We start from the raw sequence: 16816 nt of genomic DNA, 5'->3' as shown, positions 1-16816 counted from the left end.
CAACGGCAAAACCTTGGGGTTGCCGGGCTGGTTGCTTGGCTTGAGCGGGTTGGCGGGGTTGTTGTTGCTCTGGTGGCTGGGGGTGAAGGTCTTTGGCAGCGCGGACGGTTTGTCTGCGCGGTTTTCGCTGTCGGCGACCCTCGCCAGCCTGTGGGAGTTGCTGGGCCGCAGCGAGCTGTACCTGAACATAGCCGTGAGCCTCAAGCGGATCTTCGTCGGGCTGTTCCTGGCATTGCTGATTGGTGTACCGCTGGGCTTGCTGGTGGGTAGTTCGCGCAAGCTGGAGGCGGCGACCACGCCGGCGTTCCAGTTTCTGCGGATGATCTCGCCGCTGTCGTGGATGCCCATCGTGGTGATGTTGATGGGCGTGGGCGACCAGCCGATCTACTTCCTGCTGGCGTTCGCAGCGGTGTGGCCGATTCTGCTGAATACGGCGGCGGGTGTGCGTCAGCTCGATCCGCGCTGGTTGCAACTGAGCAAGAGCCTGAGCGCCACGCGCTGGGAAACCTTGCGCCGGGTGATTATTCCCGGGGTGATGGGGCACGTGCTGACCGGCGTGCGCCTGGCCATCGGGATCCTGTGGATCGTGCTGGTGCCGTGCGAGATGCTCGGGGTCAGTGCCGGGCTGGGTTATTACATCCTCGACACTCGCGACCGGCTGGCCTACTCGGAGCTGATGGCGATGGTGCTGCTGATCGGCTTGTTGGGGTTTGCCCTGGATGCGTTTGCGCGCTGGTTGCATCAGCGCTGGGTGCATGGAGGGTGAACACCTCATGCAAAGGCTCGGAGGCTTTCCGGGCCTTTGCGATGTGCTCAGGGTTTCACGTAGATGCGCAGGTCGCCTGGAATATCGTTGGGCTGTAATGGCCGGTTCGGGTCTGGCGCAGGGTTTTTTGCTTTAAGCCCGATGCTGCTGTGGGTCATGTTCCTGTTGTCAAAAACCCCGATGCCGATGCTTTCCGTCAGTTCCGCCAGGCCCGGAACACCTTCGGAGGTGTTCATGTGCGCGCTCCCCACTAACGCGACCCACTTTTCGGTGCCCGAGTTTGCCTGGATGGTTTCCGCAGCGTAGTAGTTGAACTCCTTGAGCCGCTTTTCAGAGTTGACGCCAGTGCGGGTGCGATCACGGGATTTGTCGTGTCTATGTCGCGTCAGATAATAGTGATCGAGGGGTAAAAGCTCTATTCCATTGTCTTCAAATTTTTTCTTGAGTTGCTCCAGTGTTGGATTCGTGCGGCGAGTGTTGCTGTTTCCGAGCATTCCGATTCCATCATCAACGGGGCCACCGATGTAGTCGATATACCCTTCGAAGTAGACTTTTTTTACACCCTGGTTTTTTAGCGTATCGACGTTGTCGAACAGCATTTTAAAGCTGGCCATCTGCGAGTGAGACTCTCCAAACACCACGCCGTTTGATGCTTTCAATGCCTTTGTGATCAGATCGGCTGCGGGGATCGGTACGGGAACATCGGGGATTGTAGGGCGCGGCGGAAGGCCTCCGTCTTTTATCGCATCGTAATAATCCTCCATTTCCACCCGAAACTTATCCAGCGTTGCCTGGCGTGTGTCGGATTTGAAATGGGATGATTCGAGCCTGCCTTTCAAACTTTCCACGTATTGGCCCTCGGGTAACGGCTTCCTGATTGGAGGTGGGCGGTTGACGGTGTTTATCGGGTTAAACCGGTGAGTGCTCTTGCTCGAAGAGGCATAGGCGTTGGGGGAGGGCTCCAGCGTATCAGCGCTACTGAGCGCTTGCAGGGGGCTGCCGTATGGCTGGTGCTTTTGTGCGTCGAAAGCGTACCACTTGCCCTTGATCTGCACCGCGCTGCCCTCGACCGTCTGCTCGCCCATCTGGAATGAGCCGGTAGCGGCTGCGTCATATCGAGTGCCGGCGGCGGCAAGCTCCCTGTTGCTCGCTGTACCCTTGAGCGTTTTCAAGCCCTGGGTGGCTGCGCTTGCGCCGTCGATGGCGAGTTTTCCCGCGCCGACTACCAGGTCGCCAAGTCCGCTCAGCGGATTGAGTTCCGAGAGTGCGGTAACCCCGAAAATCTTGCTCAGCTTGAGGGCTTTGCTGGCCGCGCTGCTGGCAGTGCTCAGGGTTTTTCCGACCTTCGCGGCGACGCCTGCACCTGCCGTGAGAAAGCCGAACACATCAAATGCCAGGTCAGAGAACCCATCTTTATAGTTGCCATTACTGAAGTTGACGATGGCCGACCTGAGCGGAACAAGGTCGAGAAAAAAGTTGCCGATGGTGCTGGCGACCGTCCTTCTATGCTCATCCGGCGTACTTCCGGCCGCTTGTTGCCTGACGGTTTCCAGATCGAGCCCCTCGACGATTGAATCCGCAAGGTACTCCGCCCGGAAATTCCTGAACAGGTTGGGATTGGATCCCTCGAGCGGGTTCTCTTGCTTTATATAGTCGCGCTTGGCATCGAAGGTGGAGAACTCTTCTATTCGGGTTACTTCGTTGGCGATCTTCTGGTCCTGGCGAGTGATAATTGCGTTGCTGACTTTCCTGATGCTGCCTTTTTCGGTATCGAACTCATAGGTGGACGGCTTGTTCTGGTGTTTTGTGGTGACCAGTATTTTTTTGCTTGTATGGAAGAGGGTTTCTCCCGCGAATGGTGTCCAGCTGACTCTGTAGGATTTTTCTTTGTAGAAGTTCAGCTTTCCTAACCGCAAGTTTTCTTTGTCCTCCGGTGGAAGGTTGGCGAGGGCATTCAAGATGGAATATTTCTTGACGGTTTTATAGTCGCTTATGGTCTGGCTAATGGCTTTGTCAAAGGTGTCGGGGACTTTAAAGCCGGGGCCATGGGTAAAGGCGGCGAAGGCATCAAGATCGACGCCATGCGTTCCAGGTTTGAGCTCCCAGTCTGATGCCGTTATTTTCTCGCCTTGCATGGTCAGGTCCAGCATGGAATAAGGGCCGCGAGTGGGGATCGTCTTGTTGGCGGTTTTGTTGGGCTTGAGCAACACCTTCTCTTCAAAGGGGACGCCTTCGCCAAATTTTTCCTTGAGCAGGTCCAGCGCCATCTGCTTGCGGCTGGGCATCGGGGTGTCAAGCAAGCCGGAGGCGTGTTTCAGCTTGCCCAATTGATAGTTGAACGCGTCCATGGCGGTATCAATGTCTGGTTTTTCGTAAAGCGTGTCGTCTTTCGCCTCAAGCACCCCATTGACCACGGCCCAGTCCAACAATGCCGCAGTTTGGGCAGCTTCGGGCGCGGGCCCACTTGAGTCGGCGGCGATCATCACTTCGGCAAAACTCATGTTCGCTACGCTGCCAGGGGACCTGGCTTCGATGGCGGCCGCCGCGATGCACAGGTTGGCCCAGGCCAGGCTGCCGTAGACCACGCTGTCGGGAATATCCTTGATCAGCAACTGCGGTGCCGCCCGCATCAACAGCAGATGCGTACCCAGCGAGGCGTTGGCAGGTGAGGTTTTGCCGGTATCACTCAAGTGCTCGCGCAGGCCGGCGACGATCGCCGAGGTGGGTTTGCCCCAATATTGTTTATGTGACAGGTCGAATCCGGCCACTTTGTTGCGATGCGGTTGGGTGATGGATTCCTGATCCAGATCGAGGTTGATGGCCGCCAGTACGTGATCATTCACGCTGCTATCAGTCGGAATGCTCTCCAGTTTGGTCTGCAAGGCCTCTCCCAGCGCCTGGCCTCGGGGGGAACGGATGAGGGCTTCCAGCGTTTTGGCCGGATCGCTCGAGGCGTCGCTGGAGAGCGGCAGGTTACCGTTCAGAAACTCCAGGAGCCCCCGCTGCTGGCTTGCTTGCTGAACATCCGGAGGACCAGCGGCATGTTCTCTGGCGGCGGTGAGCAGTTCGTTCTGCTGAGGTGTGCTCAAGGGCAGGGGCCAGGACAAGGCGCCGCCCAGATTTCCCCATGGATGGGGGTGGGAACGTGTCAGCGATGTGCGCGCCAGGATCAGCAGCTCATCATGGGTGGTTGGCTCGGGCAGGCCCATAGCCTTGAGAAAGTTTGCAAGACTCACGGCGTTAGCACTATTTGGGGGGTAAGAAGAGTTGGGCGCGAGGTCCATCAGCGTGCTTCCCAGCGCAGATCGCACCACCAGAAACGGCGCGTTCGGTCCTGCCAACGTGGCGACATGAGTGAGCTGCTGCGCCAGTGCCTGCCAGTTTTTTCGGTCAGCCAGCGCGGTCTCCAAGGCTTTCGGGCCATTGGGGGGCGGTGTGTCAGCCGCGGGGTCCGGAATGTCCGTTGCGCTTTGCAATATTTCATCGGGGTATGACGGTATATCGGGGAGTGGTATCGGAGGAGGGGGCGGTGGTGGGTATGCAGTGGAGGAAGGAACCGAGTTGCTGACTATCATCGTGAACACCTTTAGGCACGCTCATTCAGGAATGCGCCTTTCAGGAAAACCTCCCTGCTTCCTGGACGCTCTTGCTGAGTGTCGGAAGCAGGGGGAATGGCTCCGCCTGTAAAGTGTTCAAGATGTCAGAAAATGTACGGATGACCGATCAGCGATGGTAATACCCCGGTCCGCCTTCGCTGTAGCGATGGTCATGCCAACCGCCGCCTCCGTGGGGGAAAATAATGCAGCCGCTCATGCTCAACATGATCAGCAAGGGAATCAGCAGTGTGATTCGACGAAGCATTTCAAAATCCTCTAGGGTGCTCTCAGGTTCAATCAGGCGTTGGGCAAGCCAAAGTTTTTCATCGCCTGTAACATGAGACCCCGCCGACCCCAATCCATCCCCGCTAACAGGTATGTGCTTGGTGTGGTAGTCGATACAAAGTGGACACAATTTTTTAGCTTCAGGAACCCGTCATGACCCAAAAGCAACGTTTGAAATACTCGATTCTGATCTCCCTGCTGGTGCTGGGGACGATGTTTGGCCTGTCCTACTTGCAGAACAACGGGGTCATCAGCGAAAAGACGTTCCAGTACATCGCGATTGCGGTAGCGGTAACCGTGGTGGTGATCAACGGTGTGATGCGTCGCAAGGTCAAGCCCAACCTTTGAGTCAGGCCCGGCCTTCCAGGACTTTGGCAGCCTGCTCGTGCAGGCTGTAGCTCTTGTCGGCGTTCAGGGTGATCACGCCTTCGGTGCACAGGCGCTTGAGCACCTCGCGCACGCTGAGAAACGACAACGGGATGCCCAGCTCCAGCAAATGGCTGTGCACGCCGCGCACGCCGAGGGTGCGCTGGTTGTCGGCGGCGGTCAGCAGGGCGTCGATGACCTTCAGCCGGATCAGGCTGGTGCGCAGGCCAAAGCATTTGAGCAAATGACGAATACGCTGGTTGCCATGTTCCGGCGCCTTGCCGAACGCCTGGTTGCCGGTGGCAAAACCTCCGTCATGCATGGGTGAGTGTCCTTCCGTGGGCAGTTGCGAGTTGTACATGCAGAAACTCCTTATCAGAGCCTGATCAGGAAAATGATGGCGCTCTTAGTTAATAAGACGTACGAGCTGCACAAATCATGAAGCGGGGGATGTAGAAATTTTGTCGGTAACATCCTGGAGACATACCGACCTGTCCGAATAAACGCCTGCGGCTGCTAAAATTATTCCCGGTATTTACGTCTTAACTGAGGTGTTGGCGAAGCTGTCCCTCGTCGCGGTGTTTAATTTGGCTGTGGAGTCTGCGTGATTATTTCCAACGGGTTGTTCAGGATGTGTGTGGCAGGGGCGTTGCTGGGGCTGAGTCTTTCGGCCACGGCGCGGGTGCAGGAGCAACAGGCCACCGCCGAGATCCGTCGCACCAGCTTTGGTGTCCCGCATATCCGGGCCAACGATGAGCGTGGGCTGGGGTTCGGCATCGGTTATGCCTATGCCCAGGACAACCTGTGCCTGCTGGCCAATGAGGTGGTAACGGTCAATGGCGAGCGTGCCAGGTACTTTGGTCCCGAGCAGGCGACCCTGGAAGGGCGTAACAACCTTGCCAACGACGTGTTCTTCACCTGGCTGAACACCCCCCAGGCCGTTGCGGCATTCTGGAAGGCCCAGCCCCCGGCGATGCAGCAGCGCATTGAAGGGTATGTTGCCGGTTACAACCACTACCTCAAGGAGCGCACTGCCCAGGGGTTGCCGGCGCAGTGCCAGGCGGCCTGGGTACGGCCGATCACGGCCGAAGACCTGGTCAAGCTGACCCGCCGGCTGCTGGTGGAAGGTGGCGTCGGGCAATTTGCCGAGGCCCTGGTGGGGGCCACGCCGCCCAACACCGTCGCCCAGGTGGACAGCAAGGCGTTTGAGGTCGCGGCGGCCAACCAGCAACGTTTCGCCCTGGACCGTGGCAGCAACGCGGTGGCGGTGGGGCGTGACCGTTCGTTCAACGGCCGCGGCATGCTGCTGGCCAACCCGCATTTTCCGTGGGTGGGCGGCATGCGTTTCTACGAGATGCACCTGACCATCCCCGGCCAGCTGGATGTGATGGGCGCTGCGTTGCCGGGCCTGCCGGTGATCAATATCGGCTTCAACCAGCACGTTGCGTGGACGCACACCGTTGATACGTCCAAGCACTTCACCCTGTATCGCCTGACTCTGGACCCCAAGGACCCGACTCGCTATTTGCTGGACGGCAAGTCCGTGCCCATGGATAAAACCACGATCAAGGTAGCGGTAAAAACTGCCGACGGCGGTACCCGGGAACAGTCCCGCACGGTCTACAGCTCGCAGTTCGGCCCCATCGTGCAATGGCCGGGCAAACTCGACTGGGACGCCAAATATGCCTTCAGCCTGCGGGATGCCAACCTGGGCAACGACCGTGTTCTGCAACAGTGGTACGCGATGAACCGTGCGGCGAACCTCAAGGAACTGCAAACCTCGGTACACACCCTGCAAGGTATCCCGTGGGTCAACACGGTGGCAGCGGATGACCAGGGTCAAAGCCTGTACATGAACCTGTCGGTGGTGCCGAACGTCAGCGCGAAAAAACTCGCACAGTGCAGTGACCCACGGGTCGGGCTGCATTTCATCATGCTCGACGGCTCTCGCAGCGCCTGCGCCTGGGACGTGGACCCGCGTGCTGCCCAGGCCGGGATCTTCCCCGCCGAGCAACTGCCGCAACTGGAGCGCACCGACTACGTGCAGCACTCCAACGACTCGGCCTGGCTGGTCAACCCCAAGGCACCCTTGACCGGGTTCTCGCCTGTTATCAGCCAGGACAAGATCGGCTTGGGCCCGCGTGCGCGCTTTGCCTTGCAACGCTTGCAGGAGCTCGACAAGCAACCGATCAAGGTCGCCGACCTGCAGGACATGGTCATGGCCAACCAGGTGTATCTTGCCAGCCAGGTGATGCCGGACTTGCTGAAGTTCTGCGCGGGTGCCGATGCCAGCGTGAAATCGGTGTGCGACAGCCTGAAAAACTGGGACCAGCGCGCCAACCTCGACAGCGGCCTGGGCCTGGTGCACTTCATCAACCTGGCGGAGCAACTGGCGCAAGCGCCGGACGCGTGGAAGGTGGGTTTCGATCCGGCACAACCCCTGACCACACCACGTGGGCTGGCGGTCGATCGGGCAAACGTGGCCAAGGCACTGCATGAAGCGATGCTCGCGTCAGCCGCCGACGTGGCCAAGCGCGGGCTGACGGCGGACAGCCGCTGGGGTGATATTCAGGTCTCGGGCCAGACACCGATCCACGGCGGCCCGCAAGAGCTGGGCGTTTATAACGCCATGCAAAGCGTGCCTCGGGCCGATGGCAAGCGTGAGGTAGTCAGCGGCAGCAGCTACTTGCAGATCGTGACGTTCGACGAGAAGGGGCCCAATGCCGAAGGTGTGCTGGCATTCTCCTTGTCCAGCGACCCCGCGTCGAAATACTTCAAGGACCAGACCCAGGCGTTTTCCGAGAAAAAACTCAGCCCGCTGCCGTTTACCGAACAGCAGATCAAGGCGGACCCGCAGTATCAATTGCAGGTTATCCGTGACAAGGAAGAAGCCGGGCGGTAGGGTAGCCCACCAGGAATGCCTGCCCCTTGAGAGAATATTTTTTGAAATCAAGGGGTTGCAAGCCCTGGCAAATGAGTACATAATTGCGCCCATCGAACGCACTGAAGCATTAAAAACTTCAATGTTTTCAATGAGATAGAGTAGAGGCAAGCTTCACATAGCCCACTCAAGTTTGTATGCGGTGAATGTCGTTTGTAAGGCATTGATCGTTTGAGGCCGAGTAGCAAAATGGTTATGCAGCGGATTGCAAATCCGCCTACGCCGGTTCGATTCCGACCTCGGCCTCCACTCTTAGAAACCCCGTAGATTAACGTCTACGGGGTTTTTTATTGAGCTCGAAAAAAAGAGCCGCCCCCCCCAGATCTTTTCCATTTTGCCGTTTAGCGATAGCTCCAACGCAGGCATCAATCTTCTTTGCGGTCTTCGGCCGGAGTTCATGAATTGACCCCGGTGATTCCTTCCACGACTACGGTACTAGCACCCTGGCTCCCCAGCCAATCTCGGTCAGACGCTGTTCCTGAACCTTCTTTCTGAGGCATGTGAATACCCTTGTGCCCATAAGAAAGGAGTGTGCGGATGGGTTCTTACTGGAGTGAGGTTGCTGACAGGCCTTCGCGCTTCATCAGCTTCAGCTCCCGACGAATCTACTGGATAGTACATGGCTCGATTTGGAGTCGGAGCCACTCGGTGCAGAATCAGTCGCCCTCATTCAATCTCGCGGCCTGAGCCGCGGCCGAAACCTCCTCAAGGGCGAATCTTCAGTGTTCCGCACCTCCTCATTTTGAAACGCCAAAATGTAGCCAAATGTACCCGACGGTAAATGTTTCGAAATGTGAAAAAAATGTCCGACATAACTTGGTAATTGAGTTAGATTCCTATTAGCATTCTCGAAATGTTAACGCGCTTGACCCACTCGTCGTAGGAATCCTCGTTTTGAAACATCACTTTTCTGCCAGTCTGTTGCTTGCTGGCGCTTGCAGCGCTGCGTCCCTCGTTCACGCCACCGAAGACTTGACGTTGCCGACTACCCAGATCGAAGCGAGTAGTGAACCTATTGACGGTCCAACCGTGGGCTACAAAAGCAACCCGTCGTCCAGCACTACCCGTCTGAGCTTGACGGACAAGGAAACCCCGCAGGCCGTGACCACCATCACTCGGCAAGCCCTGGATGACTTCAAGATCACGGGCATCAAGGATGCGCTGCGTGCTGCGCCCTCGGTGACCGTGGAGCAAACCGAAACCGATCGTACGGAATTCACCTCGCGCGGCTTCGATATCAACAACTTTGAATACGATGGCGTGGGCATGCCCTTCGTGGGAACCGTATTGGTCGGTGATCAGGACTTGGCCGAGTTCGAGCAGATCGACATCCTGCATGGCGCCAATGGTTTGATGAGCGGGGCTGGCAACCCGTCGGCCACGGTCAATTTCGTACGCAAACGTCCGACCGAGACCTTCCAGGCGCAAATCGATACCAGCGTCAGCTCATGGGATGGCCGTCGTGTGGACGTGGACGTTTCCGGGCCGTTGACGGATACCGGCAACGTACGCGGCCGCTTCATTTACTCCCACGACAAGGGCAACTCGTGGATGGATCGATACAGCCATGAGCGCAACGTCGCTGCCGGGCTGTTGGCTTTCGATGTGTCCGATGCCGACACCGTGACCGTGGGTTTCTCCCAGCACGACAGCAATTCAAACGGCAGCACCTGGGGTAACTTGCCGTTGGTGGATAACGATGGCAACGCCATTCACTATGGCAGCCGCAGCTCCAGCATCGGCCAGCCGTGGACCTATTGGAACCTGCGTACCCAGCGCACATTCGCTGAGCTCAAGCATGATTTTGGCAATGGCTGGAACGCTACGGTCACCGCCACGGGCATCACCGAAAAGCAAGACACCAACATGATGTATGTCGCCGGGGTCAGCGGTGATGACGCCTCAGTGTTTGCCGCCAATACCACCAGCGAGGCTCATCAGTTGCTGGGCGAGGCCAAGGTCTCTGGCCCGTTCAGCCTGTTTGGCCGAGAGCATGAGTTGACCCTCGGTGCCGCCTATGGTCGCACCCATCAGAAGGCCCGGGAATACGATGCGGCTGCAGATGGCTACTACGACGTTTCATTCTCGGATGTGCTGGCGGGCAATCTGGCGCATCCGTCGTTCCTGTTTACCAGCGACGCCAATACGCAGAATTTCACGGACACTCAGAAAAGCGTGTACGCCGGTGCCCGATTCAGTCTGGCCGATGATCTTCACTGGATCGCCGGCGCGCGGATGATCAGCCTGGACGCTTCCGGCGACAGCTATGGTTCCGACTACTACACCCGCGCACATGGCAAGGTGACGCCTTACACCGGCCTGGTCTACGACCTGGACAAGCAGTGGAGCGTGTATGGCAGCTGGACGAAAATCTACAGCGCTCAGTACAACCTGGGCAGGGACGGCAAACTGCTTGCTCCGCTTGAAGGCAAAAGCATGGAAGCCGGTGTGAAGGGCAGCTTGCTGGATGACCGCCTCAACGTCACCGCCGCGGCGTTCAAGACCGAACAGCAGAATGTCGCGGAGTATGTCGGCCTGGTGGGTGGCCGGTCCGTTTACGACCCCATGGATTACAAGAGTCACGGAGTAGAGCTGCAAGCCTCTGGCGAAGCGCTACCCGGCCTGGACGTGCTCGCCGGGTATACCTACGTGCGCATCGACAACGACGATGGCGACAAGGCCCGTAAGTATGTGCCAACTCATAGCGTGCGGGGCATGCTCACCTATCGCTTGCCAAGTTTGCCCCAAGCCAAGATCGGTACACGGGTAAGCTGGCAGAGTGCAGTGGAAAACGACACGAACAGTGCCATCCACCAGAACGCCTACGCGTTGCTCGATTTCATGGCCAGCTATGACATCGACAGCAACTGGAGCACGTCGCTGAACCTGAACAACGTCACCGATCGCAAATACCTGCTATCGCTGTACAACAGTGCCACGACCGCCAGCTACGGCGCCCCGCGTAACCTGGTAGCGTCTGTTACCTGGAAATACTGATACCGCCTGGGGGCTCGCTGTGCCTCGTGACGCGCGGCGAGCCTGGCGCTTTAAGGAAAACCACCGAGCATGACTGCACGCACCTTGCGTATCTGGTTTCTGGTCCACAAATGGACCAGCCTGATCGCTACCGTTTTCCTGTTGTTGCTGTGTCTGACGGGGCTGCCACTGATCTTTCATGAAGAGATTGAGCACTACTTCGAGCCGCCGCCGCCCCTGCGCCCGCTGACCGCCGATACACCACCAATCGACTACGACACCGTCATTGCCAGTGCATTGGTGGCGCAGCCGGGGGAGGTCGTGCGTTTTGTCGGTTTCGATCCGGAAAGTCCGCTCGGTACGGTGTACACGGCAACGAGCATTATGCCGCCACCGATCGAGGGGCATTCGCAGTCGTTCGATACACGCACTGGCGAGTTATTTCCCGCGGTGCCGCCAGACGAAGGGTTCATGAACCTGATGTTGCGCCTGCATACCGATTTATTCATGGGGTTGCCCGGTTATCTGTTCCTCGGTTTCATGGGGCTGCTGTTGGTCGCGGCGCTGGTGTCCGGCGTGGTGGTGTACACACCGTTCATGCGCAAGCTGGACTTCGCCACCGTGCGCAACGGGCGCAGTTCACGCCTGAAGTGGCTGGACCTGCATAACGTGCTCGGCATCGTCACCCTTGCCTGGGTGTTGGTGGTGGGGCTGACAGGCGTGATCAATACGCTGGCATTGCCCATTTTCGACTTTTGGCAGAGTGACCAGTTGGCGCAGATGACCGCGCCCTACAAGGATGCGCCGCCGCTGGAGCGCCTCGGGTCGTTGCAAAAAGCGCTGGATACCGCACGTAAGGCGGCGCCAGACATGGAGCCCAGCTTCATCGCCTTTCCCGGTACTCAGTTCAGCAGCCAGCACCATTACGCAGTGTTCATGCGCGGCACCACGCCGCTCACTGCGCGATTGCTCAAGCCGGCCCTGGTGGATGCGAGTACCGGCGAGCTGACCGACATGCGTGAGATGCCGTTGTACGTGAAAACCTTGCTGGTTTCGCAGCCGCTGCATTTTGGTGATTACGGTGGTGTGCCGCTGAAGATCATCTGGACGCTGCTCGATCTCATCAGCATCGTCATCCTCGGCAGTGGGCTCTACCTGTGGCTGAGCCGTCGCAAGGTACCGTTGCAAAAACGCTTGGATGAATTGCATGCCAGCGGGCCGGAAATGGGGGGCCGATCATGAGGCGCGGACTGTGGATGATCTTTCGCTGGCCGCTGTTGCTCTTTGTTCTAAGCCTGTTCGGATTGCTCTCGGCGCTGATCGGTGACGGCGTCTATGACCTGCTTTCATGGCTCAGCCTGGGGGTGCCGTTGGGGCTGGTCGGGGTGGTTTGGCTGCGTTTGCGTTCAGCCAAACGATGATTGGCGCGATCCTCCGCGCCGTCATCAACAGCGTCAGCTTCCACTCGGTTGCAGGTCGATTTTCTCCCAGCGGCAACTCACCCACGGAGTTCGCCAGGGCATTGGGCATGCTCAGCGCCGCGACGAAGTCGTGAATGCCGCTGTACTGGGAAAGTCTTCCGCACATGGCCAAGCCCTCAACCTGAAACCTGAGCTTAGACAATGGTTTTCGGGTGAGACATCAGTTCGTTCAGCACACTGCGCAGCCTCTCGGCCTCGCGCGTGCTGAGTCGATCTGAAGTGGTGAGGTTGGCGATCTGCTTCCTCATCGCTGCAGCTTCGGCACCGCGCAGCCTCAGGTATCCGGCAAACTCTTCGTTCTTTGCCTGTGCTTCTGTCAGCATCGCGACCAGGCCGAAGATATCCGCCCGGGCCTTGCGCAGTTGCAGGTTCAGTTCCTGGATCTCGTTCTCGAGCAGCCGGGCATGTTGTTTGTGCATTTCGAGAGGCGTGGGGATGCCAAGCCACCCGCAGGTGTCTTCGTCGATATTCATAGGAGGTATTTCGAGTGCTGTATGTGTATACAGTATTCGAGATTGAGTGAAGTGGAATGCTTGAGGCGACGAACTGCAGGGTTACCCGACGATCAGTCGGGCGCGGGCCTCCCACTCTTTACTATTTACCGGCGGTGATATGCGCAAACCGTGAATATTTACGGTAAATCCCCAGGCAAGGTGGGTTTGCCGGCCGGCACTTATACCGACACGATTGCGGTCACGCTGACGTTTTGAATATGAGGTATATCGCTTGCGGCAATCTTCGGATGCCAAGGGAAATAATTTATTTGCTGTTCCATTTTGAACTCCGTCTTCCATTTTTGAGCGGGAGACGGCATAGATTTATTGATTTTTAAATTGATCTCTACCTGTATCGCATTCACACCCCTAAAGCCATCTACGGGATGACAGGAGTTGGATGATCAGGTGCATGCATCATGTTAATATCGCCACCCCTCGTGACCGAGGGGCCTCTGGCGGGCAGGCTGGTCGAGAGAAAATCCACTTGTTTCCTGAGATTTATAGCTTGATGTGCCATTTTTAACGTCCATGGCATGATTTCATGGGCGTTAATCAGCCGATATTCATTTTTCCATTTAAAGCTGCGCTTGCTATGGCAGCAGTTCAGAAACTATACGCCTCAAAAGGAAGAGTCATGGCCGTACCACGCATTATTTTCCCAATAGCCATTGCTGTTGTCGTGCTCGGAGCCGGCACGCTGATCTATCAGGGCCTCAACGGCACAAGCAGCTCGCTGAGCTGCGCAGATGATTTCTCGCAAGCCACGGTTATCGAGGGTGTTAAAGGTACAGTTGCCGGCGACACCACACTAGCCACCAGCCAGGCTGGTGAGTCTGGACATATTCCTTTTGCCAAGCCTTACCATTCGGTCTGGTGCAAATGGACTTCGCCAGAAGATGCAAGCTTCACATTTGATACCACAGGCTCAAAATTCGACACCGTGCTTGCCGTTTATAAAAGCACGAGCCTGAATTCGATGCCGGTGGCCGGCACGAACAATAACCAGTCGGAAAATGATGTAACCAGTGCTGTGACTTTTTCAGCCAAGAAGGGTGAAACCTATTCGATTGCCGTCGATGGGTTTGAAGGTGCTTACGGTAAGTACATCCTCAACTGGGCCAAGAAATAAGCGAACATGGCAGCTGTCGGCGGCCATTGGCTAAGGTGAAGGGGGACGACAATCCTCCACACCAGAAAACCCCGTAGATTAACGTCTACGGGGTTTTTTATTGTCTGCCGGTAAGTACGATGGGCGAAAAAACCGCAATCGCGGGCCTTCTCGCAGGGCAGCCCGACTTACTTGAACAAGCCGCCAATTGCGTTGATCGCATCCGCAGCCTTGTTCACGTTTTGCTGGCGCTGAGGGTTAGTGTCCACTTGTGCCTGGGTGTTGTAGGTGCTGTTGCTGCAGCTCTTGTTGGTTTGTGTCAGTGCTGCCTGGAACGCGGTCGCGCGCAACGTATCGCCCTTGGCATTGGCCGCATTGATATTGGTCTGCAGGTCGCGGATCTGTTGCTGGCAGGAGGCACTGTTGGCGTTGACGGTGTTGTTGCTGTTGCCGGCACCCCCCAAGGCAGATGACAGGGCACCGGTGAGGGCAGACAGGTCGGCGGCGTGGGCGGGCAAAGTGAACAGGCTGAACAGGGCGGCGGCTGGGGCGAGTTTGGAAAGACGCATGGCAAACCTCAATGTTTTATTGCCTGCGCATCTCCGGGGGCCCGAGCAGGCGCAGAACAATATCCGTATAGAGGTGAGCGCTCGGGTGGGGCGAAATATATTTGGTCAAATTTTGACCTTCAACCGTGAAACTCCATAAATGTGAGTTGTTTCACGTTGTTTGTCTGGCATTGACGACGTATCAAGGTGAGGGCACGAGCCCGAGTGATGCGCGATGCAAGCTGAAACGCCTGGGTGCTTCACTTGGCGCAACAAACACCCGATAGCTTCACCAGCAGTGTCAGCGCGACGATTGCCCAGCCAAAGTTGAGTGCGACAAACATCCATTCCGGCGGATTTGTACCCAGGAAAATCGTCGAGGTAACCGTCAAGAAAACCATCAAAAAACCAACCGGCACCCAGAACCAGAGGTGTTTCTGGCGCTGGCACACCTCTATGTGCAGCGGGCTATCTTCATGGAGCGTCATGTGTTGTCGGCCTCGGTAACCTGCTGCTTCCCTGCCGATGTTCAGCTCAAGAGCGCTATCCTGAGCAATGAGTCCGGGTGATGCAAGGCTCATTCGCCGTTAGTGTCCATCAATCAGGCGAAGTGCCAGTTCGGCACTGAAGGTGCCTGCCGCCGGGCCTTCATGACAATCGGTTTTCGTCGAAGACGCACCGTCCGAATTGCCCGGGAGTTTGATCCATAGGGCAACCAAACGTGGCGAAAGCACTTGCGGTGGCATGCCCAGTCTGCGCCCCACCGGGTTGCACCAGTCTCCAGGATTCGCACCATTGCCGTTGCGGCTGGTATCCACCGCCACGGCTTTTGTATAGGCGTATTCGCTTAACAACCTGGCATTGATGGCATCACCATAACTGCGCACCTGGGCGAGGGTGTAGAAGTTGGCGATATTCAGGGCAAACCCCCGGATCTGTTTCACCCCAGCTGCATTCAACGCATCGGCCATGGCGCCTGGGGATTTCCAGCCTGGATTGCCAGCGTCCAGATAAACATCGGCATGGCGTGCGCGCTGGTTGAACCCCGATACGGCGTAATTGATTAGCCCCAGCCGCTCGGCGCGCTTGTTCTTGTCCAGGCACTGCAGGTCTGCCAGTGCGTCCGGCTCCAAGATAACCAGCGCCGGCTGGTCTCCAATGCCTTTGATCAGTTGGTCTATCCAGCCCCGGTACTCCGCCGCTGCCGGTGCGCCACCCTTCGAGGCGCCACCGCTGCAGTCGCGGTGGGGCAGGTTATAGGCCACCAAAATCGGTGTTTTATCAGCGCTGGCGGCAGCGGTTACATAGCGATTGACGCGCTCGGCCAGCGTTCCTATGGCCTGGCTGGTGCCGGTCAGCCACAGGGCACTGGGCACCTCGGCAATGGTTGAGCGGATGCTTGCAGTGGCAGGCGTATCGGGGTGCTGCTGGACCCACTGTGCGGCGGTGGACTGCGGGTTGACGTAGAACCCATCACTCGCCTGGGCAGCAGGCAGCATCGACAGGCAGATAAAGCCGGCGGCAAGGGTGGCGATCTTTAGCACGCTCTACACCAGTAAGAGGGGCGGGCGGCCAAGGTAAGTCGGCTCGCCGCTGACGTCACGTGAAGCTGCATGAAGCTTGCCGGCTAGCCGCGCAGACCGTGCCCATGGCATGCTCCCACGCTCAGCATCCAGTCAAGGAAGAACGATGTCGACCTATGTAATCACCGTCCCTTGCTTTGCGCAGATGTTGCGCTCGCTCAAGGGGCTTTTGTCCAAAGGCGAGGCGCATGCCGGCGAGTTGGGCTATGACCCGCGAAACCTGCTGAGCGCGCGGCTGGCGCCCGACATGCACACCCTCGCAACGCAAATCCGGTTTGTGTGCACCCAGGCCCAGGAATCGGTCCAGCGTCTCACCCATCAACCGCTGCCGGTTCTGAGCACACCCGCAACCCTGAGCGAGGCGCGTGGGTTGATCGAGCAAACCCTGCAAGCCCTCGCCTCGGCAGATCGCGAACTCATCGACAGCAGCGAGCGCGCTATCTCGATAGAACTTCCCGACGGTACTATTTTCGACATGACTGCCTACGAATACGCGGTCAATTGGGCCATTCCACAGTTCTATTTTCACCTGATGACCGCCTATAACATCCTTCGCCATAACGGTGTGCCGCTCGGCAAGGCCGATTACGTGCCGCATATGTTCGCCTTCGTGCGCACGCAATAGGTAGCCACCCGAATGAATGGACCCCGCTCCTGCGCATAAGCGTA

Annotated in this window: 15 protein-coding genes, 1 tRNA gene and 2 pseudogenes; 10 read left to right on the top strand and 8 right to left on the bottom strand. The window is 57.7% G+C overall.

Features of this window, described 5'->3' with window-relative positions; genetic code table 11:
• Positions 1–13 precede the first annotated feature (13 nt).
• Positions 14–766 carry an ABC transporter permease gene (locus HX824_RS06090; RefSeq protein ID WP_172834573.1) on the top strand — a complete coding sequence of 251 codons (753 nt, stop codon included), beginning with the start codon at positions 14–16 and terminating at the stop codon, positions 764–766.
• 47 nt (positions 767–813) lie between these two features.
• Here the strand turns inward: HX824_RS06090 and HX824_RS06085 are convergent, their stop codons facing one another.
• The gene (locus HX824_RS06085) at positions 814–4176 is read right to left on the bottom strand and encodes a membrane-targeted effector domain-containing toxin (RefSeq protein ID WP_256346932.1); all 3363 of its coding nucleotides are present in this window, start codon (positions 4174–4176) and stop codon (positions 814–816) included.
• A gap of 313 nt (positions 4177–4489) precedes the next feature.
• Positions 4490–4627, bottom strand: a complete 138-nt coding sequence (locus tag HX824_RS06080) for a hypothetical protein (protein ID WP_003207572.1) — start codon at positions 4625–4627, stop codon at positions 4490–4492.
• Between the two features lie 173 nt (positions 4628–4800).
• Between HX824_RS06080 and HX824_RS06075 the strand changes: the two genes are divergently transcribed.
• Positions 4801–4995: a hypothetical protein gene (locus HX824_RS06075; protein ID WP_003207574.1), complete on the top strand. Its 195-nt coding sequence runs from the start codon at positions 4801–4803 to the stop codon at positions 4993–4995.
• A gap of 1 nt (position 4996) precedes the next feature.
• Here HX824_RS06075 and HX824_RS06070 read toward each other — a convergent pair whose 3' ends face one another.
• Positions 4997–5374 (bottom strand): hypothetical protein, encoded by a 378-nt coding sequence (locus HX824_RS06070; RefSeq protein WP_032899365.1) that lies wholly within the window; start codon positions 5372–5374, stop codon positions 4997–4999.
• A gap of 243 nt (positions 5375–5617) precedes the next feature.
• Here HX824_RS06070 and HX824_RS06065 point away from each other — a divergent pair, with 243 nt between their 5' ends.
• The 5 genes from HX824_RS06065 (at position 5618) to HX824_RS06045 (ending at position 12351) form a co-directional block, all read left to right on the top strand.
• Positions 5618–7915, top strand: a complete 2298-nt coding sequence (locus HX824_RS06065; protein WP_177054307.1) for an acylase — start codon at positions 5618–5620, stop codon at positions 7913–7915.
• A 214-nt stretch (positions 7916–8129) separates the two neighbouring features.
• Positions 8130–8203 (top strand) — tRNA-Cys (locus HX824_RS06060).
• Between the two features lie 645 nt (positions 8204–8848).
• Entirely contained in the window at positions 8849–10951 is a 2103-nt protein-coding gene (locus HX824_RS06055; protein WP_256346931.1) for a TonB-dependent siderophore receptor, read from the top strand.
• Positions 10952–11020: 69 nt separating this feature from the next.
• Entirely contained in the window at positions 11021–12172 is a 1152-nt protein-coding gene (locus HX824_RS06050; RefSeq protein WP_177054306.1) for a PepSY domain-containing protein, read from the top strand.
• Complete coding sequence (locus tag HX824_RS06045) at positions 12169–12351, top strand: hypothetical protein (RefSeq protein WP_023658797.1); 183 nt, start codon at positions 12169–12171, stop codon at positions 12349–12351. The genes HX824_RS06050 and HX824_RS06045 overlap by 4 nt, the downstream gene beginning before the upstream one ends.
• Positions 12352–12376: 25 nt before the next feature.
• On the opposite strand, the pseudogene HX824_RS32500 reads toward HX824_RS06045, so the two are convergent.
• Positions 12377–12517 (bottom strand): annotated as a pseudogene (locus HX824_RS32500) (DUF159 family protein); the annotation flags it as partial.
• A gap of 28 nt (positions 12518–12545) precedes the next feature.
• Complete coding sequence (locus HX824_RS06040; protein ID WP_008435088.1) at positions 12546–12884, bottom strand: hypothetical protein; 339 nt, start codon at positions 12882–12884, stop codon at positions 12546–12548.
• 141 nt (positions 12885–13025) lie between these two features.
• Here HX824_RS06040 and HX824_RS06035 point away from each other — a divergent pair.
• Both HX824_RS06035 and HX824_RS06030 read left to right on the top strand, forming a co-directional pair.
• Positions 13026–13121: pseudogene (locus HX824_RS06035) on the top strand (spore coat protein U domain-containing protein); the annotation flags it as partial.
• A 328-nt stretch (positions 13122–13449) separates the two neighbouring features.
• Entirely contained in the window at positions 13450–14037 is a 588-nt protein-coding gene (locus HX824_RS06030; protein ID WP_177020016.1) for a hypothetical protein, read from the top strand.
• A gap of 167 nt (positions 14038–14204) precedes the next feature.
• On the opposite strand, the gene HX824_RS06025 is transcribed toward HX824_RS06030, so the two are convergent.
• The 3 genes from HX824_RS06025 to HX824_RS06015 all read right to left on the bottom strand — a co-directional run bounded on the left by HX824_RS06025 (position 14205) and on the right by HX824_RS06015 (position 16108).
• Positions 14205–14585 carry a DUF1090 family protein gene (locus HX824_RS06025; protein ID WP_003207691.1) on the bottom strand — a complete coding sequence of 127 codons (381 nt, stop codon included), beginning with the start codon at positions 14583–14585 and terminating at the stop codon, positions 14205–14207.
• Positions 14586–14824: 239 nt separating this feature from the next.
• Positions 14825–15145, bottom strand: coding sequence for a hypothetical protein (locus HX824_RS06020; protein WP_177054305.1), 321 nt, complete (start codon positions 15143–15145; stop codon positions 14825–14827).
• Positions 15146–15151: 6 nt separating this feature from the next.
• Positions 15152–16108, bottom strand: a complete 957-nt coding sequence (locus HX824_RS06015) for a glycoside hydrolase family 6 protein (RefSeq protein WP_003207696.1) — start codon at positions 16106–16108, stop codon at positions 15152–15154.
• Between the two features lie 145 nt (positions 16109–16253).
• Between HX824_RS06015 and HX824_RS06010 the strand changes: the two genes are divergently transcribed.
• Entirely contained in the window at positions 16254–16772 is a 519-nt protein-coding gene (locus tag HX824_RS06010; protein ID WP_177044629.1) for a DUF1993 family protein, read from the top strand.
• Positions 16773–16816: the final 44 nt, after the last annotated feature.

The organism is Pseudomonas sp. D4002 (assembly GCF_013385665.1).
GTDB lineage: Bacteria > Pseudomonadota > Gammaproteobacteria > Pseudomonadales > Pseudomonadaceae > Aquipseudomonas.
The sequence above is the reverse complement of the archived record's forward strand: the minus strand, read 5'-3'. Positions and strand labels throughout refer to the sequence as shown.

Bases quoted from the DNA above. Each gene is read 5' to 3' on its own strand.
- HX824_RS06070 (WP_032899365.1), bottom strand. From the start codon at position 5,374: ATGTACAACTCGCAACTGCCCACGGAAGGACACTCACCCATGCATGAC.
- HX824_RS06050 (WP_177054306.1), top strand. From the start codon at position 11,021: ATGACTGCACGCACCTTGCGTATCTGGTTTCTGGTCCACAAATGGACC.
- HX824_RS06010 (WP_177044629.1), top strand. From the start codon at position 16,254: ATGTCGACCTATGTAATCACCGTCCCTTGCTTTGCGCAGATGTTGCGC.
- HX824_RS06030 (WP_177020016.1), top strand. From the start codon at position 13,450: ATGGGCGTTAATCAGCCGATATTCATTTTTCCATTTAAAGCTGCGCTT.
- HX824_RS06020 (WP_177054305.1), bottom strand. From the start codon at position 15,145: ATGAGCCTTGCATCACCCGGACTCATTGCTCAGGATAGCGCTCTTGAG.
- HX824_RS06040 (WP_008435088.1), bottom strand. From the start codon at position 12,884: ATGAATATCGACGAAGACACCTGCGGGTGGCTTGGCATCCCCACGCCT.
- HX824_RS06080 (WP_003207572.1), bottom strand. From the start codon at position 4,627: ATGCTTCGTCGAATCACACTGCTGATTCCCTTGCTGATCATGTTGAGC.
- HX824_RS06075 (WP_003207574.1), top strand. From the start codon at position 4,801: ATGACCCAAAAGCAACGTTTGAAATACTCGATTCTGATCTCCCTGCTG.
- HX824_RS06025 (WP_003207691.1), bottom strand. From the start codon at position 14,585: ATGCGTCTTTCCAAACTCGCCCCAGCCGCCGCCCTGTTCAGCCTGTTC.
- HX824_RS06045 (WP_023658797.1), top strand. From the start codon at position 12,169: ATGAGGCGCGGACTGTGGATGATCTTTCGCTGGCCGCTGTTGCTCTTT.